Genomic DNA, 20035 nt, shown 5'->3' on the forward strand with positions numbered 1-20035 from the left:
GAGCGAGGCAACAAAGATGATGAAAGGCGGAATCGCCGGCCTGATGAAACAGGCTCAGCAGATGCAGGAGAACATGAAAAAGGCGCAGGACGAGCTGGCCCAGCTTGAAGTCGAAGGCCAGTCCGGCGCCGGCATGGTCAAGATCTTGATGACCTGCAACCACAATGTCCGTCGGGTGAGCATCGATCCGTCGGTGATGGACGACAAGGAAATGCTCGAAGACCTGGTTGCGGCCGCGCTCAACGACGGCGTACGGCGCGCCGAGGAGCTCTCTCAGGAGCGCATGTCCGGCTTCTCGGCAGGGCTCAATCTGCCGCCCGGGATGAAACTGCCTTTCTGATGAACGCTCCGTCGAGTCTCGAAGCGCTGATCGAGGCTTTGCGTTGTTTGCCAGGCGTTGGTCCGAAGTCGGCGCAACGCATGGCCTACCACCTGTTGCAGAACGAGCGAGCCGGTGCCGGGCGCCTGGCCGATGCGCTGCAGCGGGCGCTTGGCGCCCTGCGCCACTGTCAGCGCTGTAACACGCTCACCGAGTCCGAAATTTGTGTCCGCTGCCTGTCGAGCAAGCGCGATGCCAGCCAGCTCTGTGTCGTCGAAACGCCGATCGACATGAACATGATGGAGCAGACGCACGCCTATGCGGGGCTGTACTACGTGCTCATGGGGCGCGTTTCGCCGCTCGACGGCATCGGCCCTGGCGAACTGCACCTCGAACGCCTGCTGGCGCGCGCCAGCGATGGCGTGGTGCGCGAAGTGATCATCGCCACCAATTTCACCAACGAAGGCGAAGCGACCGCCCACTACCTCTCGGAAATGCTCAAAAGCCGCGGCGTCAGCGTTTCGCGCATCGCGCGCGGGGTGCCGGTGGGCGGCGAACTCGAATACGTCGATGCGGGAACGCTGGCGCAGGCCCTGCGCGAGCGCCGCCCGCTTGTCTCGTAGGCGGCCGGGCGGCTCTGTCGCCGCCGGCTTGCGATCGTCCGTGCCAAGCCCGCTAGGTGCGTCGCGGCGAGGAACTCCGCACTGCGTCCGTCCAGCTCCCTCCTGCCGGCAGCGGAAGCGACGTGCTGACTCGAGAGGAAGGCGACGACCATGTCGGCGTCGCGATTGATATAGAATCCCTGCCCGTGAAGGCCGACGGCTGCGTACTCGCCTTGCTGTTCGTCGAGTATTCACCACATGTTCTTGTACGCGAGCCAGGCAGAGCCCTTATACCGTTCGTTGTGCTTCCTTTTCTCCTGGTCTTTGGCGATCCTGGACATGGTGCCGTTGCCGTCGACAACTCGATGAGGGCGCTGCCGCTGAGACATTGGTCGATCTGCTCGATCGTGCGAAGCTGTGCTTCGTTCATGTTGATCACCATCTTCAGGATGATCAACCCGTTTCGCCCTTCGCCAACATCTTCTTTCAGGCTCATGTTTGAGTGGAAACACGCCGCCTGTTCAGGCTCATACCACTTTGGACAAGGCTGCAAATTTTCTCTGCATCGACTTTAGCGTATAATGCCGCGGTTTAGTTCGTACCAACTTTCCATTACGTGCTAGGGATCAGCGCTATGAGCAATGAGAGCAAAGTGGACTGCGGAAGGCGGCGACTAGTCGTCGCGACCGCTGCCGTTGGCGGGGCGGGGGCGCTGGTCGCGCTAGTACCGTTCCTGTCCAGCATGCTGCCATCCGAGCGGGCCAAGGCAGCCGGTGCGCCGGTCGAAGTCGATGTCGGCAACCTCGAACTCGGTCAGATGATGACCGTCGAGTGGCGAGGCAAACCGGTGTGGATCATCAACCGCAACAAGCCGATGCTCGAGACGCTACCCGCGCTCAACGACCAGATGGCCGACCCCAAGTCCGAAAAGGACATGCAGCCAGAGTATTGCAAGAACGAAACTCGCTCGATAAAGCCCGAGTACATGGTCGTCGTCGGCATCTGTACTCACCTCGGTTGCTCGCCTTCGGCAAAATTCAAGCATGGTCCCGCAGATGGCATGGCTGCCGACTGGGTCGGCGGTTTCCTGTGTCCCTGCCACGGTTCCCACTTCGACTTTGCCGGCCGCGTCTACAAGAGCCAGCCGGCACCAACCAACCTTGAGGTGCCTCCGCACATGTATTTGTCGGACACGCGCATCCTCATTGGCGAACACAAGAAGGGAGCCTAAGCGATGGCATCGAATACCAATTTCGAGAAGTACAAGTCGGATGGTTCCCTGCAGGGCAATCTGCTGGAGTGGTTTGACGCCCGCTTCCCGGCGACGTCGATGTGGCGCGGCCACCTCTCCGAGTACTACGCACCGAAAAACTTCAACTTCTGGTACTTCTTCGGTTCGCTGGCGATGCTGGTGCTGGTCATTCAGATCGTTACCGGCATCTTCCTGGTCATGCACTACAAGCCGGACGCCTCGCTCAACGCCGATGGTATTCCGGTGGCTTTCGCCAGCGTCGAATACATCATGCGCGATGTGCCCTGGGGGTGGTTGGTCCGCTACATGCACTCGACCGGGGCCTCGGCCTTCTTCCTGGTTGTTTACCTGCACATGTTTCGTGGCATGCTCTACGGTTCCTATCGGCAGCCGCGCGAGCTGATCTGGGTCTTTGGCACGCTGCTCTTTCTGTGCCTGATGGCCGAAGCCTTCATGGGCTACCTGCTGCCCTGGGGGCAAATGTCCTTTTGGGGCGCACAGGTGATCGTCAACCTGTTCTCAGCCATCCCGCTGGTCGGCGAGCCCCTGTCGATCTGGATTCGCGGCGATTTCGTCGTCGGCGATGCCACGCTCAACCGCTTCTTCTCCTTCCACGTCATTGCCGTGCCCTTGGTCCTTCTCGGCCTCGTTGCCGCGCACATCCTGGCGCTGCATGAAGTCGGTTCGAACAACCCGGACGGCGTCGAAATCAAGAAGCGCACGACCCCCGAAGGCATTCCGCTCGACGGCATCCCCTTTCACCCCTACTACTCGGTGAAGGATATCGTCGGCGTGGTGGTCTTCCTGATGGTCTTCTCGATCATCGTTTTCTTCGCTCCCGAAGGCGGCGGCTACTTCCTCGAGTACAACAACTTCCTCCCCGCCGATCCGCTGAAGACGCCGGCGCACATCGCCCCGGTCTGGTACTTCACGCCTTACTACTCGCTCCTGCGGGCGATGGTTTGGCCGCTTTTCGGCATCGACGCCAAGTTCTGGGGTGTCGTGGCGATGGGTGGCGGTGTCGTGATCCTGGCTTTCCTGCCGTGGCTGGACCGTAGCCCGGTCAAGTCGATCCGTTATCGTGGTCCGATCTTCAAGACCCTGCTGACGATCTTCGTGATCTCCTTTTTCATCCTTGGCTTCCTTGGCACGAAAGCACCGTCCTACGCTTTCTTCGGCGTCATTCCCGGTGCTCCGGTGGCGCAGATTCTCAGCCTGTACTACTTCCTCTTCTTTTTGACCATGCCGTGGTGGTCGAAGATCGACAAGTACAAGCCGGAACCTGATCGCGTGACGATGTAAAGGAAAGCACAAAATGAAAAAAATTGCTCACTGCATTGCTCGTCGCTCCGGCCATTGCCTTTGCCAGCGGCGCCGCTCTTCATCTTGAAAAGGCACCGGAAGTGCAGCGCGACAATGCCGCCCTGCAAAGCGGCGCCAGGACCTTCGTCAACTACTGTATGAACTGCCACGGCTTGAGCTTCGTCCGCTACAACCGCCTGACCGAGATCGGCCTTTCCGAGCAGGAGATCAAGGATCACCTCTTGTTTACGGCTGACAAGATCGGCGAGAAGATGCGCGTTGCCGCCCGCCCTGCCGAGCAGAAAATCTGGTTCGGAGCGACGCCGCCCGATCTGTCTCTGGTCGCCCGTGCGCGTGCTTCCGAGGACGGTAGCGGTGCCGACTGGTTGTACACCTATCTGCGCTCGTTCTACCGCGACGAAAAGCGGCCGACCGGTTGGAACAACCTGGTTTTCGAGAACGTTGGCATGCCGCACGCTCTTTGGCAGTTGCAGGGGATACAGGTTCTGAACAGCGATCACCATCTCGAACTGGCCACTCCCGGCACGCAAACGCCCGCCGAGTACGACAAGACCGTTGGCGATCTGGTCGGCTTCCTGGTCTGGGCGGCGGAGCCGGATGCCGGCTTCCGCAAGCAACTCGGTGCCGGTGTCCTGGCCTATCTCCTGGTTCTCTTCGGCTTCGCCTACAAGATGAAGAAGAATTACTGGAAAGACATCAAGTAACTGAAGCATAACGCCGCGTTTCGGGCTACGGCATCGCCGGCGAGGGCGCGACAAGCGCTCGCTCCCGCCGCGGTGCCGATTCGTTTTTGAGGGTATTGATCATGATGAATCTCTATTCGGGAAGCACCTGCCCGTTCAGTCACCGTTGCCGTATTGTGCTCTACGAAAAAGGCATGGATTTCCAGGTGATTGATGTCGATCTCTTCGCCAAAGCCGAAGAGATTGCCATCATCAACCCCTACGGCCGTGTGCCGGTCCTTGTCGAGCGGGACCTCATCCTCTACGAGCCGAACATCATCAACGAGTACATCGATGAGCGCTTCCCACATCCGCAGTTGATGCCCGCCGATCCCATCATGCGGGCGCGGGCGCGGCAACTGCTGATCACCATGGAGCGCGAAGTTTTCGCTTATATCGAGCCTCTCGAGAAAAATGGCAAGACAGCCGACCGCGCTCGCCAGCAGATCCGTGACCGTCTCACCGAGATGTCGCCGGTATTCGTCAAGCAGAAGCACATGCTCGGCGAAGAGTTCTCGATGCTCGACGTGGCCATCGCGCCGCTGCTCTGGCGGCTCGACCACTACGGCATCGAACTCTCGAAGACCGCCTTGCCGCTTTTGAAGTACGGCGAGCGCATTTTCAGCCGTCAGGGCTTCATCGACGCGCTTACGCCCTCCGAAAAAGCGATGCGCAAGTAGCGCGCAGCACAGGCTGCACAGGGCGTCGCCGTTCGCCGGTGGCGTCCGCCGCCGCCCTGCCGATTGTCGATCACTTTGCATGGGAACGAACTTGGATCTGCCGTCGACCAAACCCTATCTGATTCGCGCCATCCACCAATGGTGCACCGACAACGGCTTCACCCCCTACCTCGCGGTGAGCGTAGACGCGCGCACGCGCGTGCCGATGGAACATGTTCGCGATGGCCAGATCGTCCTCAATCTCGACTACGAAGCGACCGGACGCCTCGAGATCGGCAACGACGTCATCACCTTTCAGGCCCGCTTCGGCGGCGTCGCACGCGACCTGCTGGTGCCGATCGGCAACGTTGCCGCCATCTACGCCCGTGAAAACGGTGGCGGCATGGCCTTCGAGCCGGAGCCCGCAGGGGCGGTCGCTGAAGCGGAAGGCAGCACCCCTGTTCCCGGCCAGGATGGCGAGCCCGAGCCGCCGAAGATTCCGCCACCTGCCGGTCGGCCGAAGCTGCAGCGCGTCAAGTAGGCGCCATTTCCACTACTGTTCTCGGCGCCAGGTTGGTGATTGACGCTGATTGATGCAGGCTCATACGCTCGCGAAGCTTGCTTTGGGTCGCGTATCCAGCGACAAGCCATGCGACAGCCGGTCGCCACAATGGATTGCGACCGGGCTCTGGTTTGGCCTGGCTGGCCCCCTGGGCTTTCCTGTCGGCCGACCAGATTTCCAACGCCATTGGCAACAGCATCACCATGGATCAGCCGCGGACGTTCGGTGTGCCCCTGCTGCTTTCGTTGGTGAAGCAACAAGCAGATCGCTTGCCCCCAGAACGCAGCACTACCCTGGCCAGGGCAAGGCTCCTGGATAGCATGGCCTTGCCATCTCCTGCGCCGACTGCACACAGAATCCGTCTGCCGAAAAGCCTTCCACAAGAGCCGTGGAAAGCGGCGCAGCGCCATCGGGCCAGATTACGCAAACGCACCACCTGTACTAATACTGGCGGCTGCCGGTGCCACAGCACCTGCTCACTCGCGGCATGGGGGCGGCGCATAGCGATGTAACAACGAGCGCCTACTGAGGCGGCATGCGATAGAATTCAACACTATTAATAGTCCGGTTATCGCCAACGATCAGGAGACAAGCATGCCCGACCTCTACACCACTATCAGGGCTGCTGTCATCGACGCCGCCGGGATCAGCGTCAATGCGACAAGGCGGCCGACGGCCGCGTGTCGACGGTCGAAGGTCACATCTTGCCCTTCGGGGTGAGCTTCGTTGAAGGGACCTCATGGCGCGCAGCTGCTCCACTGTTGCCGCCGTCGGATCTCGCCCTTCGGGGCTGGCTTCTCCAGTTAGCCGCCAAGGGCCGGGGCAGAACGTCTGGCCACGTCATTGCGCGATTGACGGCTCGGGTCGCCTCGGCACCATCGACGGCCACGCACCCAAGCCGGCAGGAAACGTCACCCCGCAAGGCCTGCGCCAATCAGGCACCGAGCCGGCCCAGCGTCGGGTTTTTCTTTGGCGGGATAGATTCGGAATGCTCGAATCCGCCTGCTATGCGCCTACTTTTCTGCAGACGACAAAAAGCCCGGCCTTGTGATCCGGGCTAACTACTTGTTTTTAATGGTGCCTCCGGTCGGAATCGAACCAACACCTGATGATTACAAATCAACTGCACGACCTTCATGCTACGGAGGCGGGTAATTCTGTCGAGGCGCTGATTATAGCCGAATCGCAATCCTGGGGTAGCCACGGAAGCGCCTGCACGCGGGCTGACTGGGGTCGACGTGCTGGCCCGATGGCTTGCCGGCCGATGGCCCGCGCAGCCAGGGAGGGCTCCTGCTCGTCGTCGCCAGGTGTTTGATCTATCGTGACTTCCGCTGTGCGGCATGCTTTCTCCCCGGTGGGCACGCTGTTAGAATGCCGCGATCCGTATGTCTTGTTGATGGAAGCTCATGCCAACTCTCACGAATCCGTCAGAAATTGCCCGCGAAGCCTTTCGCCTGTTGGCTAGCAGGCGCATGTCGCCGTCACCCGAGAACTATCAGGCGCTCTACCATGAGATTGCGGGTATTTCAGCCGCCGCCGCGACGCCGTTTCCGGAGCGTGAGCTGAAGGCTCTGCTCAATGCGCTACCAAGAGAAAAGCCGGCGCAGCAGCGCTTGCTGAAGCGTTTCGAGCAGGCCTTCAAGGGCAAGACCTGGGAGGAACTCAAGCGCGGCCTGGGCGAGCTTTTCGCGCAGCTTGGCAAGGAACAGGATCTACCCTGGAGTGAGCTGTTCGGCGACTTTCTGCGGCAGTGGGAGGGCAAGCAGGCGGGCCTTACCGTCGCCCGCAAGCGCGAGGCATTCGAGCGCCTGCTGGCCGGCGCCGCTGGCAACAGCGAGCTGCTTTTCACACGTCTGCAGAGCTTGCTCCGCTCGTGGTCGCTGAATGCGCCGATGGCTGACGAAATCCCCCTCGTCGAGGACGAGAAAGCGACGCCTGCGCTGGTGGCCAAGTCGTCGTCGTCGCCGGCGGACCTTGCTGCGGCTAAGAAAGCGCTGCAGAGCAGTGATCTGGCTGCCCAGTTGTCGGCCGAACTGAGCGAAATCTTCGCATACACGCTAGCGGTGCTCGTTCCCTCACTGCTGCAGGACGAGCCGGAGTTGGTGGCCGACGCGACAGCCCTGGCGCACAAGCTGCGCACGGCCACCTCGCGTGCAGCGATGGAGGGCTTTCAGGCAGGCATCAAGCGTTTTGCTTTCCGCCTTGAGCTGCTCGCCGAAGATCGCGTCGAGCTGCGCGCTGGTCTGCTCAATCTGCTGCAGTTGCTGATCGAGAACGTCGGCGAGCTGGTCGTCGAGGACCGTTGGCTTGCTGGACAGATCGCGATCGTTAGGGAAATTGTTGCCGGCCCGTTGAGCCTGCGCTCGATCGGTGACGCCGAGAATCGGCTCAGGGAAGTGATTTTCAAGCAGGGGCAGTTGAAGCACAGCCTCAACGAAGCGCGCGAAAACCTTAAGCAGATGCTGGCCGGTTTCGTCGATCACCTGGCCGAGTTTGCCGATTCGACTTCGGAGTATCACGACAAGATCGAAATCTGCGCTGACCGCATCAGCGCGGCCGAAGACATCTCCGAGCTGGAAGACGTACTCGCGGAAGTGATTCGCGAGACGAAAATCATCCAGCTTAACGCTCAGCGCTCGCGTGATGAGCTGCGGAGTGCCAAACAGAGTGTCGACGAAGCCGAGCAGCGTATCGGCGAATTGCAGGTCGAACTCGACAAAGCCAGCACCCTGGTTCGTCACGACCAGCTCACCGGGGCGCTCAACCGCCGCGGTCTTGAAGAAGCTTTCGAGAAGGAGACGGCGCGCGCGCAGCGCCGCCAATCGACCCTCTGCGTCGCCTTGCTCGACATCGACAACTTCAAGAAGCTCAACGACACACTCGGGCACGACGCCGGTGATGCAGCGCTGATCCATTTGACCACGGTCATTCGCGAGACCATTCGGCCGCAGGACACGGTGGCTCGTTTTGGCGGCGAGGAGTTCATCATCCTGCTGCCGGACACGCAGCTCGAGGACGCGCAGACGGCGCTGGTTCGCCTGCAACGTGAGCTCACCCGGCGCATCTTCCTGCACGACAACAACCGACAGCTGATCACCTTCAGCGCTGGCCTCAGCGAGTTGCGCGCCGGTGATACCCAGGCTTCGGTCAGCAAACGTGCCGACGAGGCGATGTTCGCGGCCAAGCAGGCCGGCAAGAATCGGGTCGTGATCGGCTGACCGGCGGCCCGTTGCCGGGCTGCCGTCAGCAAAGACCCGGCCTTAGGCTTGCGCGCAGCCCCGGTCGGGCACGGCACCAGCGGTGCTGGCCAGGACCCTGAGCACTTCCCCGGCGGCCAGCAGGCCAAAGGTGGCGGTGACGCAGACCGATGAACCGTAGCCGGCACAGCTCAGGCCACTGAGCACCGGCGCTTGATCACAGGTCGTGGCGGCTTCCGGATAGCGTAGCGCTTCGCTCGAGAAGACCGCCGCGATGCCAAACTTCTTCTTTGCCTCCCTGGTGAACGCGTAGTCCTTGCGCAATAGCGCGCGCAGCCTGGCGAGCAAGGGATCCTGGATGGTCAAAGCCAGGTCGGCGATCTGGATTCGTGTCGGGTCAATCTGGCCGCCGGCACCACCGGCGGTGATCAGCGGCAGCGCGCAACGTCGGGCATAGGCGATCATCGCCGCCTTGGTGCGCACCTGGTCGATGGCGTCGATCAGACAATCAAAGGGGCCAGCGAGGAGCGTATCGACGTTTTCCGGGGTTACGAAATCCTCGACTTCCTTGACCACGCAGGCCGGATTGATGGCCTGGATGCGCTGTGCCATGGCGCTGACCTTGGCCTTGCCGAACTCGCCGTCGAGGGCGTGCACCTGGCGGTTGACGTTGGATTCGGCGACCATGTCCAGATCAATCAGCGTGATCCTGCCGATTGCCGAGCGTGCCAGTGCTTCGGCAGCCCAGGAACCGACGCCGCCGACGCCGACGACGGCGATATGCGCGCGCTGAAAGCGCTGCAGCGCGGCCGTCCCGTACAAGCGGGCGATACCCGCGAAGCGACGCTCCAGGTCGGCTGTTGCTAAATCAGTCATCGGCTTTCAGCGGCACGTCGTATCACCTGGTTGAAGGGCTCGATCCATTCCGGCGCAAACTGCTGGTCGCAGGCGTTGACTTCGGCGATGGCCCGCAACAGCGAACGCTTGCGGCCGCGCTCGGTGTGCTTCAACATCACCGCCTCGAAGGCATCGACAATGGCCAGGACCTTGGCACCAGGGCAGATTTGTTCCCCCGTAAGCGCGCCCGGGTAACCCTTGCCGAAGGGCGTTTCATGGTGTTGGGCGACCATCGCGGCGGCGGCCGCCCAGCTCTCCATGCGCGACAGCAGGCCGGCGGCATACTCGGGGTGTGCGCGCATGATGCGTTGCTCTGCGGGGGTCAGTGCGCTGGCCCTGAGCCACACCGATTCGGGAAGAAACATCATCCCGACGTCGTGCATGTAGATGGCGGCTTCCAGCTGCACCGGGTCAATCGGATTGCCGGCCATTTGATTGGTTTCCAGCGCCAGGCGCAGGATGCGCATGGTACGGCCGGCGAAACGCGGCGAGCGCATTTCGAACTGATTGGCCAGCGTCAGGAAGAAAAGCAGGTCGTCGGCCGTTTGTGATCGGGAAGCGTCGCCCGGCTTGCGTTGCGCTGCGGGGGCCTTGACCGCAACCGTGACTGGGCGCTTGCCGGTAACCGCTTCGATGAGGTCGGCGACACAGGCGTCCAGTTCCGATGGCGTTGCCGCGGCCAGCTTTTCCAAGCCCTCGATCAGGAGTTGCAGCTGCAGTCCAGCGAGTGTTTGCTCCGAGGATAGCCGTTCAACTGCCAGTTCCAGGCGGTCGATGGTCAATAGTGTGGCTTCGGCAATGGCATTGGTGAACGGTAGATCACCGTTTCGTACCCGCACCAGAACCGATTCCATCGGGTGAACGATGGCCACTGCCACTTCTACCCTGCACAGTGCTGCGTCGCCTTTTATGTTGTGCAGAGTGCGGAACAGGTTGCCAACGACCGCGTGTTCGGTGGGATGGTTCTTGAGGCGAGCGACATCGCGTTCGATCGTCGGCGTGTATTCCCACAGGATGTCGATGAACTCCTGCAGGGCTTCCCGGTCGGTAACGACCGGCTCACTGAGCGATGATGCATGCATTGTTCGTGTTCCTTGCCCTAGTTTTTTCCCATCTTACCGGATCGCACACCGAGCGGGCGAGGGTATCCATTAGTTTGATATGGCTTCGCGGCCCTGCTCCGGCTGCCAGGAACGAATATGCCAAAAAGCTACCCCCCTGGCGCCCGGTGGAGACCTGGCAAAATGCGCGAAAATGGCCCTTTTCGTGGCTTGCTGGGCTAAACTGCGGTTTTTTTTCGTTCACAAGGATCTCACATGCCCATCGTCACCACCCCCAGCGGCCTGCAGTTCGAGGACATCATTGCCGGCAGTGGCCCTGTTGCGTGTTCCGGCCAGCACGTTATCGTGCATTACACGGGCTGGCTTGCCGACGGTACGAAGTTCGACTCGAGCGTCGATCGCAACGAGCCCTTCCGTTTTCCGCTCGACGGAAAACATGTGATTGCCGGTTGGGACGAAGGCGTCCCGGGGATGTGCGTAGGTGGCGTTCGTCGGCTCACCATCCCTGCCGATCTAGCTTACGGGGCACGCGGTGCCGGCAACCTGATTCCGCCGCACGCCAAGATCGTTTTCGAAATCGAGTTGCTGGACATCGCCTGATTGATGGCCGATCGGCCACGCAAGACCCCCAGCGGAGCACCGGGCACTCGGGCGGCGGCAAGTCGCCGCGGCGGCGGTTCGAGTAAACCGCCAGCGGCAGCCGCGGAGGCGTCGCGCGCGCCAGCAGCGGCCGACGTCAAGGCGCCGCCAAAAGTGCGCCGGATTCCGGCGCGCTTGCCATCGGCTGTAGCGTCGAACGGGGCGGCACTGCCGGCCCGCATTCCGGCGCCAGCGAAGCCTGCCGCGGTAGCGAGCAGCGCTCCCCAGACGGGTGTCCGGATCTCCAAGCTGATGGCCGAGCGTGGTCTCTGTTCGCGCCGCAACGCCGACGACTATATCGTGCGCGGCTGGGTGTTCGTCGATGGCCGTCGGGTCAGCGAACTCGGCACTCGCGCTGATCCGGCGGCGGTAATCGTTCTCGACAAGGAGGCGCAGGCGCAGCAGCAAAGCCGAATGACGATCCTGCTGCACAAGCCGATGGGCTATGTTTCCGGGCAGCCGGAGCCCGGCTTCACGCCAGCGGTTACCCTGGTTCAACCCGAAAATCAGCGCTGCACGCCGGACACGCCAGTATTCCATCCTTCATGCTTGAAGGGCCTGGCACCGGCCGGCCGCCTGGATATCGATTCGACCGGCTTGCTGGTGCTGACTCAGGATGGGCGCGTGGCGCGCCAGCTGATCGGTCAGGAGAGCTGCATCGACAAGGAGTATCTGGTTCGTGTCGAAGGTCAGCTTGACGACAAAGGCCTGGCGCTGTTGAATCACGGCCTCAGCCTTGACGACCGCCAGCTGAAGCCGGCCAAGGTCGAATGGCTGAACGATGATCAGCTGCGCTTCGTGCTCCGCGAGGGGCGAAAACGCCAGATCCGGCGCATGTGCGAGCTCGTCGGCCTGCGTGTCTGCGGCCTCAAGCGAGTCCGCATCGGTGCGGTCCGACTGGCTGACTTGCCGCTTGGGCAATGGCGCTTCCTGCGGCCGGACGAGGCATTTTGATGCCCCTAATACCCGGCGAGCGGCTTCTCATTCAGCGGACGCTGCTGTCACCCCCGGCAATTGCCGCGATTCACTCTGTATGCCTGTTTAGCACGGAGCAAAAGCCATGTTCGATCTTTTCAAATCAGCACCGTTCCGCGATCCACAGCTTGGCGAGCTCTTGCGCTCCCGCGGCCATTGGCGCGGATCGATCAGCCTCGGCAGCGATGAAAACGTCCCGCTGGCGATCTCCGGCACGCGCAGCGAGCCCGACGCGCCGGCCTTGCAGGCGGCACGCGAAGTCGCCACGCAGTTTGCCGGTTGGCGGCCAAGCATCGAACAGGCGCTATTGGAGCATTACGGCCCGTATGCGGAGTCCCTGGCCAGGGGTGAGCTGAGCGAAGCCGGCGCCGCATTTCCCAAGCTGGTGGACGCCAGTGAAGTCTGGGGGGCGGTGATCGCTGGTGTCCGTGTCGCTTGCTTTTGTGGATGGAAAAGTGAGCACCGAATTGGCCTACACGACGCTCTGGGATGAAGAGCACACCGTTGGCGCCTGTTTTCAGGACGGCGAGTTCATCGAGCTTTGTGGCAGTGTCGTGCCGGTCTGAGCGCAGGGTCCTCCACAGGCGGACTGTCGAAGGCCTTCGGCCCGGCATTCAGCATTCAGAGAAAAACCGGCTCGGGCAAGAGCTCGACGGCGAAGCGTTCGCGGACATCCGCCTGCACGGCTTGCGCCAACGCCATCACCTCGGCGCCGCACGCCGCGCCGCGATTGACCAGTACCAGCGCCTGCTTCTCGTACATCCCGACGCGGCCCAGATCCCGACCTTTCCAGCCGCTGCGCTCGATCAACCAGCCGGCGGCCAGTTTGATGCGGCCGTCGGGCTGCGGATAGCGCGGCAGACCCGGATGTGCAATCGCCAATTGTTCGGCGAGCGAGGCGCCGACCACCGGGTTGTGGAAGAAGCTGCCGGCGTTCGGCAGCGTTGCCGGGTCGGGCAGCTTGCGGCTGCGGACGCGGATCACCGCCTCGGCGATTTGCCAGGCAGTGGCCTGGCTGTCCGCTTGGCCCTGCGGGTGGCCGTTCGGATGGCTGTCCGGCCGAGTGTTCGGCGAGTCGTTCGCGTCGCTGCTCCGCTGCCCTTCGAGTTCGGTGGCGAGATCGCTGTAGCCGAGTAGTGGCTGCCAGGCTTTCGGCAGGCGGAAGGTCACCCGCGTGATCACCCGTTGCCCATCCAGATGCCAGCCTTCCTGCTTGAAGACGCTGTCACGGTAGGCGAAACGGCAGTCGGCGTGAGCGAGTCGCAGCGTTCTGCCGGTCTGCATGTCGATGGCTTCGAGGGCATGCAGGCGCTCGCCGACTTCCAGTCCGTAGGCGCCGATGTTCTGGATCGGCGCGGCGCCGACCGTGCCCGGAATCAGCGCCAGATTTTCGAGCCCGGGCCAGCCCTGCGCCAGTGTCCACAGCACCAGTTGATGCCAATTTTCGCCGGCACCGGCACGGACGTACCAGGCGTCGTCGTCTTCACCGATCAGCTCGCGACCGCGAATCGCCATTTGCAGCAGCAGGCCATCGAAGTCGCCGGTGAGTACCAGATTGCTGCCGGCGCCGAGAACGAAGCGACGCCATCGGTGGTTGCCGGCAAGCATTGCCAGTTGCGTGCTGGTGTGGATTTCCGCGTGCAAGGCAGCCCGGCCCGGCAAGCGCAGCGTCGTGCGCATGCCAAGGTCGACGTCACGTGCGACGAAGTCGGGCAGCCTGGTGCGCTCATCGCTGCCCCCTCCCGCTCGTCGCCTAGAGCAGAGGTGCCAGCCAGCGTTGGGCTTCGCTGACGCTGAAGCCGGCGCGCTCGGCCCAGTCTTCGAGCTGGTCACGGGCAATCTTGCTGACCGCGAAGTAGCGCGCCTGCGGGTGCGCCAGATAGAAGCCGGCAACTGCCGCCGCTGGCGTCATCGCGAAATTCTCGGTCAAGCCCATGCCGGTGTTGGCGGGCGCGTCGAGCAGCGCGAAGAGGGCGCGCTTGGCAGTATGGTCGGGGCAGGCCGGGTAGCCGGGAGCCGGCCGGGTGCCGCGATAGTCCTCGCGGATCAGTGCCGCGCAGTCCAGTGTCTCGTCGCTGGCGTAGCCCCAGTAATCGCGGCGCACCTGCGCGTGCAAGTACTCGGCACAGGCTTCGGCGAGGCGGTCGGCGAGCGCTTTCAGGAGGATCGCGCGGTAGTCGTCGTGGGCGGCGGCAAACTCGGCGAGCTTGGCTTCGATACCAAAGCCGGCGCCGACGGCAAAGGCGCCCAGCCAGTCCGGCGTACCCCGCGCAGCGACAAAATCGCTCAGACAGTAGTGCGGCTTGCCCGCGGGGCGCTCCTGTTGCTGGCGAAGGTTGTGCCAGCTCATCAAGCGTTCGTTACGCGCTTCGTCGGCATAAATCTCGATGTCGTCGCCGACGGCGTTGGCCGGGAAGAGCCCGAAGACAGCGTTGGCGCTCAGCCATTTTTCCTCGATGATCGTCTGCAGCATCTTCTGTGCGTCGGCATAGACTTCGCGCGCCGTCTCGCCGACCAGCGCGTCATCGAGAATTTTCGGAAAGCTGCCGGCCAGATCCCAGGTCTGGAAAAACGGTCCCCAGTCGATGAACTCGGCCAGCGTCGCCAGGTCGATGTCGCGCAGGACGTGCAGGCCGGGCTTATTCGGTGCGACAGGTTTGTAGGCCGCCTCGGCGTCATCCGAAAAACGGTTGTCGCGCGCTGCGGCAAGGGTCACCAGCTGGATGCCCTTCTTGTTCGCGTGCTGCGCGCGCAGCTTTTCGTAGTCGGCAGCGACTTCGGCCTTGTAGCTGGTGGCGCGGTCGATCGACAGCAGTTGGGTGACGACGCCGACGGCGCGCGAGGCGTCAGGGACGTAGATCACCGGTCCGCTGTAGTTCGGCGCGATCTTGATCGCCGTATGCGCGCGGCTGGTCGTCGCGCCGCCGATCAGCAGCGGCACGGCAGGGCCGCCATCAACGCCGTCGGCAAAGCCCAGGCGCTGCATTTCGCTGGCGACGTGACTCATCTCCTCGAGCGACGGAGTGATCAGGCCCGACAGGCCGACTGCCTGTGCGCCGTGTTCGCGGGCGGCGTGCAGGATCTTGTCGCAGGAGACCATCACCCCGAGGTCGACAACGTCGTAGCCATTGCAGCCGAGGACGACGCCGACGATATTCTTGCCGATGTCGTGCACGTCGCCCTTGACCGTGGCGACGACGATCTTGCCTTTGCTGCTGACCCCGGTGCGCAGCTTCTCGGCTTCGATATAGGGAATCAGGTGGGCGACTGCCTGCTTCATCACCCGTGCCGATTTGACCACCTGCGGCAGGAACATCTTGCCGGCGCCGAAGAGGTCGCCGACGACGTTCATGCCGTTCATCAAGGGCCCCTCGATGACCGACAGCGGTGGTTTCCCGGCGGCTTCCAGCGCCGCGCGACACTCTTCGGTGTCGCCCACCACGAAGTTGTTGATGCCCTTGACCAGCGCATGCGTCAGGCGCTCCTCGACCGGCAGCTCGCGCCAGCTCAAATCGGGACCGCTGTCTCTGGCCTTGCCCTCCTTTACCGTCAGCGCAAACTCGACCAGCGCTTCGCCGGCCTCGGGGCTGCGGTTGAGCACCACGTCTTCGACCTTGTCGCGCAGCACCGGGTCGAGGTCATCGTAGACCCCGAGCATGCCGGCATTGACGATGCCCATCGACAGGCCGGCCTTGACCGCGTGATACAGGAAGACGGTGTGGATCGCTTCGCGCACCGCGTCGTTGCCGCGGAACGAGAAGGAGACGTTGGAAACGCCACCCGAGAGCTGCGCACCCGGCAGCGTGGCGCGAATCCACTTGCAGGCCTCGATGAAGTCGACGGCGTAGTTGTTGTGCTCTTCGATGCCGGTGGCGATGGCGAAAATGTTCGGGTCGAAGATGATGTCCTCGGGCGGGAAGCCTGCCTGCTCGGTGAGCAGCTGGTAGGCACGGGCGCAGATTTCGGTCTTGCGCGCGTAGGTGTCGGCCTGTCCGCTTTCGTCGAAAGCCATCACCACCACCGCCGCGCCGTAGCGCCGCGCCAGCCGCGCCTGGCGCAGGAATTCGGCCTCCCCCTCCTTCATCGAGATCGAGTTGACGATGCCCTTGCCCTGGATGCATTTGAGGCCGGCTTCGATGACTTCCCACTTCGACGAGTCGATCATGATCGGCACGCGCGAGATGTCCGGCTCGCTGGCAATAAGCTTCAGGAAGCGCTCCATCGCCGCCTTCGAGTCGAGCATTGCCTCGTCCATGTTGATGTCGATCACTTGCGCGCCGTTCTCGACCTGCTGGCGGGCGACCGCCAGGGCGTCGTCGAAACGGCCTTCGAGAATCATCCGCGCGAAGGCTTTCGAGCCGGTGACATTGGTGCGCTCGCCGACATTGACGAACAGCGAGTCCTTGCCGACGTTGAAGGGCTCGAGGCCCGAGAGCCGCAGCTTCTGCTCGACTTGCGGCAGGCGCCGCGGCCTGACCCCGGCGACGCCCTTGCTGAGCGCGGCGATGTGTTCGGGTGAGGTGCCGCAGCAGCCGCCGACGATGTTTACAAAACCCTGCCTGGCCCAGTCGGAAACTTCCGCGGCGAGCTGCTCCGGCGTCTCGTCGTAACCGCCAAAAGCGTTCGGCAGGCCGGCGTTGGGGTAGGCCGAAACAAAACAATCGCAAATCCGCGACAACTCTTCGACGTACTGGCGCAATTCGGCGGCGCCGAGCGCGCAGTTGAGGCCGAAGCTCAGCGGCCGAATGTGGCTCAGCGAGTTCCAGAACGCTTCCGCGGTCTGCCCGGAAAGCGTCCGCCCGGAGGCGTCGGTGATGGTTCCCGAGATCATCACCGGCCAACGCCGTCCCACCTGTTCGAAGTACTGCTCGACCGCAAAGAGCGCGGCTTTGGCGTTCAGCGTGTCGAACACGGTTTCGACCAGGATCAGGTCGACGCCGCCTTCGCACAGTCCGCGCACGGCTTCGCTGTAGGTGGCGACGAGTTCGTCGAAGCTGGTGTTGCGGTAACCCGGATCGTTGACGTCGGGTGAGATTGACGCCGTGCGCGAGGTCGGTCCGAGGCCGCCGGCGACGAAGCGCGGCCGGCTCGGGTCGCGCGCGGTGAACTCGTCGCACACCGCGCGCGCCAGTTGGGCGCCGGCGACGTTCAGCTCGTGCACGATCGCTTCGAGGTGGTAGTCGGCCTGCGAGACGCTGGTCGAATTGAAGGTGTTGGTTTCGATAATGTCCGCGCCAGCCGACAAGTACTCGGCGTGAATCGAGCGGATCAGATCGGGCTGGGTCAGCACCAGGAGGTCGTTGTTGCCTTTCAGGTCGTGGGGATGCGCGGCGAAGCGGCTACCGCGGTAATCCGCCTCCTGCAGCCGATGACGCTGGATCATCGTGCCCATGGCGCCGTCGAGAACGAGAATTTTCCTTTCGAGGCAGGCTTTGAGTTCGGCGGTACGGTCCGGCTGCATGGCTATCCCTTGTGTACGGTTGCGGCGCTACAAAACAAAAAACCCGTCGGCGAAAAGCTCAACGGGTCTTGGTGCGGGCCTCGCTTCAATGTGAAAGTCGCGTACGCGAATCGCCAATCGCGAATCACGAATCTCCCTTCTCCCACCGTACGAGAAGAGCCCGGGGAAGAGGGGCGATTATGACTTTCATGAGTTGGGGTCTCTCGACAGGTCATGACCGGTAGCGGGATTTTTAACGCGCCCGCAATTTTTAACGCGCCCGCAATCTGTTTACGTCAAATCGGCGAAAACCCGGCATGCTGACGCGGGCAGGAGGCGAATCTACCCGCCAGGGAAATGCTTGTCAAGGCGGCAGCTTTTTCACGGCGATGTCGATGCACCTCTACTTCGACGCCGACCTGACGGCGTTTCGCACCACCTTCCGCATGGACGGCCAATCGCAGATGCAGAACCCGATCGCCCCGGCCAAGGGAGGCCAACACGCTCTCGCCCTGCATCCAACTCACCGCGCGCTGAGCGAGTCGCGAACCCTCTCGGGGCCGTCGTGCCCGCCGTGGTTCTCGATTCCCTTCTCCCCCCTCTGTTTTCCGCAGGAGACGTCCATGCAGACCAACACCAAGGGCAGCGAAACACTGTCGATTCTCGCCACCATCGACCCCGCCTGCCAGGCCGCCGGTACTGTCACCGCCGCCTGGGGGTCGGTCGCCAACTTCCATGCGTTTCTGGCGGTGGTCGAGACCGGCGTCCTTGGCGCTGCTGCGACGCTGGACAAGATCCAGCAGGCGGCGATCAAGCTGAGGCTCGCGAACCTCGACAGCAACAACGGCTTCGCCTTCCTGCGTTTGTCGCTGACCGTCGAGCTTGCCGCCAGCATCGTCGCCGGCAAGCTCATCGGTGTGCATCCGCGCCACGCCACGGCGGCGGTCTGCTGAATCCGTTTTAGTGAACGAAAAAGGTCAGGTTTCGTGAGCGCCGAGGCATTGGGTCTCATTTGCGCCGGTGTGTTGTGGGGCCGCCACGCGTGTCGGGATTTTTTACACATCCGGAACGTCCGGCTGACCATACTTCATCAGGTCATTGTTTACATGATAAAAGCACTATCTGGCACGATTTTTGCATATTGAGTTGCGGCTATCCGTGGAAAGATATTGACCAATTCATCACAAATCCGTCGCAGCCGTTCAATCCAAACTTGCTAGGAGAATAATCATGCTGAAAGAACTTCTCGGGGCTGCCCATAAACTGGCTGCTATAGCGGCTATAGCAGCCTCCCTTTCGTCGCCCGCGAATGCCGGTTTGCTATTGTTTGACAACCTTGCCGGTAACCCGTCCGAGCCTTCCGAAGGGTTCGACGAGACGCGCTCTGCAAACTCCGGCATTCTCGCGCGCATCGATGTTGGCGCAGCACCGGTCAGCATCGACCAGTTCGGCGTCTTCGGGCAACTGCAAAATGCTGGCGATCTGAACTTCGCAATCTTTTCGCTAGGCGGAACACGACTCTATCAATCTGGGCTTCAAGCGACGAGCGCCGGAGGTGAATTACAGTGGTACGACTCGCCACTATTCTCCTTGGCGCTGACTGCAAACACCACCTACTACTTCGGTGTAATATCCGACGAAGAGTTCACCTATCACTGGCTGTACCCCGGTACGACGGTGACGCAAAACGGCCTGACCAGCCTGGGCGGTGGCCTGGCCGGTAACAACGGCAACTTTATCGACGCCAGCGATCCGATCTTGAGTGACACTTGCTGCTTTGTACAACAAGGGACGCGGATCTACGGAGATGATGCTAAGGTGCCGGAACCCGCCATGCTTGCACTTCTTGGCCTGGGCCTTGTCGGAATCAGGGTGTCGCGGCGCAAGCACTGAACAATTCTGTGCCTGGGCAATCCCCGCGCCAGCGGGGTTTGTTTTTTCTTGCGCGACTTTCACATTAACGGTCATGACTTTCATCATCCGGGGTATCTCGACTGTCATGATCGTTGGTAAGCCCATTCCCGTGGAACCGGGCGCACCGGCGCCCTTTGACGTCGAATATCAACGCAATGGCGTTCGCGACCTGATGATGATATCCAAGCCAGCACGCGGCTGGCGCGAGGTGTTGATCACCGAACGCCGAACCAAGATCGATTTTGCGCACGCCATGAAGCACTTGGTTGCCCCCTTTCCCGTGGCGAAAAGCATTCGCGTGGTGCTCGATAACCTGAACACCCACAAACCGGCTTCACTCTATGACGTGTTCCCGGCAGACGAGGCCCGGGCTATCGCCAAGAAACTCGCTTTCCAGATCACTGCTGTTATGCGTGCGGGGTGTCGTCAGGCAGCCGTGCCCAGCTCGTGATGCTGTGCCCTGCGCTGCCCGG

Annotated in this window: 19 protein-coding genes and 1 tRNA gene; 15 read left to right on the forward strand and 5 right to left on the reverse strand. The window is 62.2% G+C overall.

Annotated features, from left to right (window positions below; genetic code table 11):
• Positions 1–16: 16 nt before the first annotated feature.
• From E4Q23_RS13715 to E4Q23_RS13750, 8 genes are all read left to right on the forward strand, one after another.
• A complete protein-coding gene (locus E4Q23_RS13715; RefSeq protein ID WP_169067153.1) occupies positions 17–340 on the forward strand; it encodes a YbaB/EbfC family nucleoid-associated protein in 324 nt (107 codons plus the stop codon).
• Entirely contained in the window at positions 340–942 is a 603-nt protein-coding gene (gene recR, locus E4Q23_RS13720) for a recombination mediator RecR (RefSeq protein ID WP_169067154.1), read from the forward strand. The genes E4Q23_RS13715 and recR overlap by 1 nt, the downstream gene beginning before the upstream one ends.
• A gap of 122 nt (positions 943–1064) precedes the next feature.
• A complete protein-coding gene (locus tag E4Q23_RS13725) occupies positions 1065–1496 on the forward strand; it encodes a hypothetical protein (protein ID WP_169067155.1) in 432 nt (143 codons plus the stop codon).
• A 59-nt stretch (positions 1497–1555) separates the two neighbouring features.
• On the forward strand, positions 1556–2152 hold the full coding sequence (gene petA / locus E4Q23_RS13730) for a ubiquinol-cytochrome c reductase iron-sulfur subunit (protein ID WP_169067156.1): 597 nt from the start codon (positions 1556–1558) through the stop codon (positions 2150–2152).
• A 3-nt stretch (positions 2153–2155) separates the two neighbouring features.
• A complete protein-coding gene (locus E4Q23_RS13735) occupies positions 2156–3475 on the forward strand; it encodes a cytochrome b (protein WP_169067157.1) in 1320 nt (439 codons plus the stop codon).
• Positions 3476–3498: 23 nt separating this feature from the next.
• Positions 3499–4200: a cytochrome c1 gene (locus E4Q23_RS13740; protein ID WP_169067158.1), complete on the forward strand. Its 702-nt coding sequence runs from the start codon at positions 3499–3501 to the stop codon at positions 4198–4200.
• Positions 4201–4301: 101 nt separating this feature from the next.
• Positions 4302–4898, forward strand: a complete 597-nt coding sequence (locus E4Q23_RS13745; protein WP_169067159.1) for a glutathione S-transferase N-terminal domain-containing protein — start codon at positions 4302–4304, stop codon at positions 4896–4898.
• Positions 4899–4977: 79 nt separating this feature from the next.
• Positions 4978–5418, forward strand: a complete 441-nt coding sequence (locus tag E4Q23_RS13750; RefSeq protein ID WP_248595445.1) for a ClpXP protease specificity-enhancing factor — start codon at positions 4978–4980, stop codon at positions 5416–5418.
• A gap of 1096 nt (positions 5419–6514) precedes the next feature.
• On the opposite strand, the gene E4Q23_RS13755 is transcribed toward E4Q23_RS13750, so the two are convergent.
• Positions 6515–6588: transfer RNA gene (locus tag E4Q23_RS13755), tRNA-Thr, on the reverse strand.
• A gap of 257 nt (positions 6589–6845) precedes the next feature.
• Here E4Q23_RS13755 and E4Q23_RS13760 point away from each other — a divergent pair.
• Positions 6846–8657 carry a GGDEF domain-containing protein gene (locus E4Q23_RS13760; RefSeq protein ID WP_169067160.1) on the forward strand — a complete coding sequence of 604 codons (1812 nt, stop codon included), beginning with the start codon at positions 6846–6848 and terminating at the stop codon, positions 8655–8657.
• Positions 8658–8699: 42 nt separating this feature from the next.
• Here E4Q23_RS13760 and tcdA read toward each other — a convergent pair whose 3' ends face one another.
• Both tcdA and E4Q23_RS13770 read right to left on the reverse strand, forming a co-directional pair.
• A complete protein-coding gene (tcdA, locus tag E4Q23_RS13765; protein WP_169067161.1) occupies positions 8700–9512 on the reverse strand; it encodes a tRNA cyclic N6-threonylcarbamoyladenosine(37) synthase TcdA in 813 nt (270 codons plus the stop codon).
• Positions 9509–10615, reverse strand: coding sequence for an HD domain-containing phosphohydrolase (locus E4Q23_RS13770; protein ID WP_169067162.1), 1107 nt, complete (start codon positions 10613–10615; stop codon positions 9509–9511). Before E4Q23_RS13770 ends, tcdA begins: the two co-directional genes overlap by 4 nt.
• Positions 10616–10849: 234 nt before the next feature.
• Between E4Q23_RS13770 and E4Q23_RS13775 the strand changes: the two genes are divergently transcribed.
• The 3 genes from E4Q23_RS13775 to E4Q23_RS13785 all read left to right on the forward strand — a co-directional run bounded on the left by E4Q23_RS13775 (position 10850) and on the right by E4Q23_RS13785 (position 12701).
• Positions 10850–11194: an FKBP-type peptidyl-prolyl cis-trans isomerase gene (locus E4Q23_RS13775; RefSeq protein WP_169067163.1), complete on the forward strand. Its 345-nt coding sequence runs from the start codon at positions 10850–10852 to the stop codon at positions 11192–11194.
• Positions 11195–11197: 3 nt separating this feature from the next.
• Positions 11198–12187, forward strand: a complete 990-nt coding sequence (locus E4Q23_RS13780; protein WP_248595446.1) for a pseudouridine synthase — start codon at positions 11198–11200, stop codon at positions 12185–12187.
• Between the two features lie 106 nt (positions 12188–12293).
• Positions 12294–12701 carry a hypothetical protein gene (locus E4Q23_RS13785; protein WP_169067164.1) on the forward strand — a complete coding sequence of 136 codons (408 nt, stop codon included), beginning with the start codon at positions 12294–12296 and terminating at the stop codon, positions 12699–12701.
• 128 nt (positions 12702–12829) lie between these two features.
• On the opposite strand, the gene murB is transcribed toward E4Q23_RS13785, so the two are convergent.
• Together murB and metH are read right to left on the reverse strand one after the other, a co-directional pair.
• Positions 12830–13888, reverse strand: a complete 1059-nt coding sequence (gene murB / locus E4Q23_RS13790) for a UDP-N-acetylmuramate dehydrogenase (RefSeq protein ID WP_169067165.1) — start codon at positions 13886–13888, stop codon at positions 12830–12832.
• Between the two features lie 73 nt (positions 13889–13961).
• Positions 13962–17669, reverse strand: coding sequence for a methionine synthase (gene metH, locus E4Q23_RS13795; protein WP_169067166.1), 3708 nt, complete (start codon positions 17667–17669; stop codon positions 13962–13964).
• Between the two features lie 374 nt (positions 17670–18043).
• Between metH and E4Q23_RS23280 the strand changes: the two genes are divergently transcribed.
• The 3 genes from E4Q23_RS23280 (at position 18044) to E4Q23_RS13815 (ending at position 20013) form a co-directional block, all read left to right on the forward strand.
• Entirely contained in the window at positions 18044–18601 is a 558-nt protein-coding gene (locus E4Q23_RS23280; RefSeq protein ID WP_211203761.1) for a hypothetical protein, read from the forward strand.
• 277 nt (positions 18602–18878) lie between these two features.
• Complete coding sequence (locus E4Q23_RS13810) at positions 18879–19541, forward strand: PEP-CTERM sorting domain-containing protein (protein WP_169067168.1); 663 nt, start codon at positions 18879–18881, stop codon at positions 19539–19541.
• 73 nt (positions 19542–19614) lie between these two features.
• Entirely contained in the window at positions 19615–20013 is a 399-nt protein-coding gene (locus E4Q23_RS13815; protein ID WP_169067169.1) for a transposase, read from the forward strand.
• The last annotated feature ends 22 nt before the right edge of the window (positions 20014–20035 follow it).

The organism is Candidatus Accumulibacter phosphatis, assembly GCF_012939955.1.
GTDB lineage: Bacteria > Pseudomonadota > Gammaproteobacteria > Burkholderiales > Rhodocyclaceae > Accumulibacter > Accumulibacter delftensis.

Coding starts and splice junctions, on each gene's coding strand:
- E4Q23_RS23280 (WP_211203761.1), top strand. CDS start 18,044: ATGCACCTCTACTTCGACGCCGACCTGACGGCGTTTCGCACCACCTTC.
- E4Q23_RS13715 (WP_169067153.1), top strand. CDS start 17: ATGATGAAAGGCGGAATCGCCGGCCTGATGAAACAGGCTCAGCAGATG.
- petA (WP_169067156.1), top strand. CDS start 1,556: ATGAGCAATGAGAGCAAAGTGGACTGCGGAAGGCGGCGACTAGTCGTC.
- E4Q23_RS13775 (WP_169067163.1), top strand. CDS start 10,850: ATGCCCATCGTCACCACCCCCAGCGGCCTGCAGTTCGAGGACATCATT.
- E4Q23_RS13770 (WP_169067162.1), bottom strand. CDS start 10,615: ATGCATGCATCATCGCTCAGTGAGCCGGTCGTTACCGACCGGGAAGCC.
- E4Q23_RS13745 (WP_169067159.1), top strand. CDS start 4,302: ATGATGAATCTCTATTCGGGAAGCACCTGCCCGTTCAGTCACCGTTGC.
- recR (WP_169067154.1), top strand. CDS start 340: ATGAACGCTCCGTCGAGTCTCGAAGCGCTGATCGAGGCTTTGCGTTGT.
- murB (WP_169067165.1), bottom strand. CDS start 13,888: ATGCGCACGACGCTGCGCTTGCCGGGCCGGGCTGCCTTGCACGCGGAA.
- E4Q23_RS13760 (WP_169067160.1), top strand. CDS start 6,846: ATGCCAACTCTCACGAATCCGTCAGAAATTGCCCGCGAAGCCTTTCGC.
- E4Q23_RS13815 (WP_169067169.1), top strand. CDS start 19,615: ATGACTTTCATCATCCGGGGTATCTCGACTGTCATGATCGTTGGTAAG.
- tcdA (WP_169067161.1), bottom strand. CDS start 9,512: ATGACTGATTTAGCAACAGCCGACCTGGAGCGTCGCTTCGCGGGTATC.
- E4Q23_RS13780 (WP_248595446.1), top strand. CDS start 11,198: ATGGCCGATCGGCCACGCAAGACCCCCAGCGGAGCACCGGGCACTCGG.
- E4Q23_RS13735 (WP_169067157.1), top strand. CDS start 2,156: ATGGCATCGAATACCAATTTCGAGAAGTACAAGTCGGATGGTTCCCTG.
- E4Q23_RS13810 (WP_169067168.1), top strand. CDS start 18,879: ATGCTGAAAGAACTTCTCGGGGCTGCCCATAAACTGGCTGCTATAGCG.
- metH (WP_169067166.1), bottom strand. CDS start 17,669: ATGCAGCCGGACCGTACCGCCGAACTCAAAGCCTGCCTCGAAAGGAAA.
- E4Q23_RS13785 (WP_169067164.1), top strand. CDS start 12,294: ATGTTCGATCTTTTCAAATCAGCACCGTTCCGCGATCCACAGCTTGGC.
- E4Q23_RS13750 (WP_248595445.1), top strand. CDS start 4,978: ATGGGAACGAACTTGGATCTGCCGTCGACCAAACCCTATCTGATTCGC.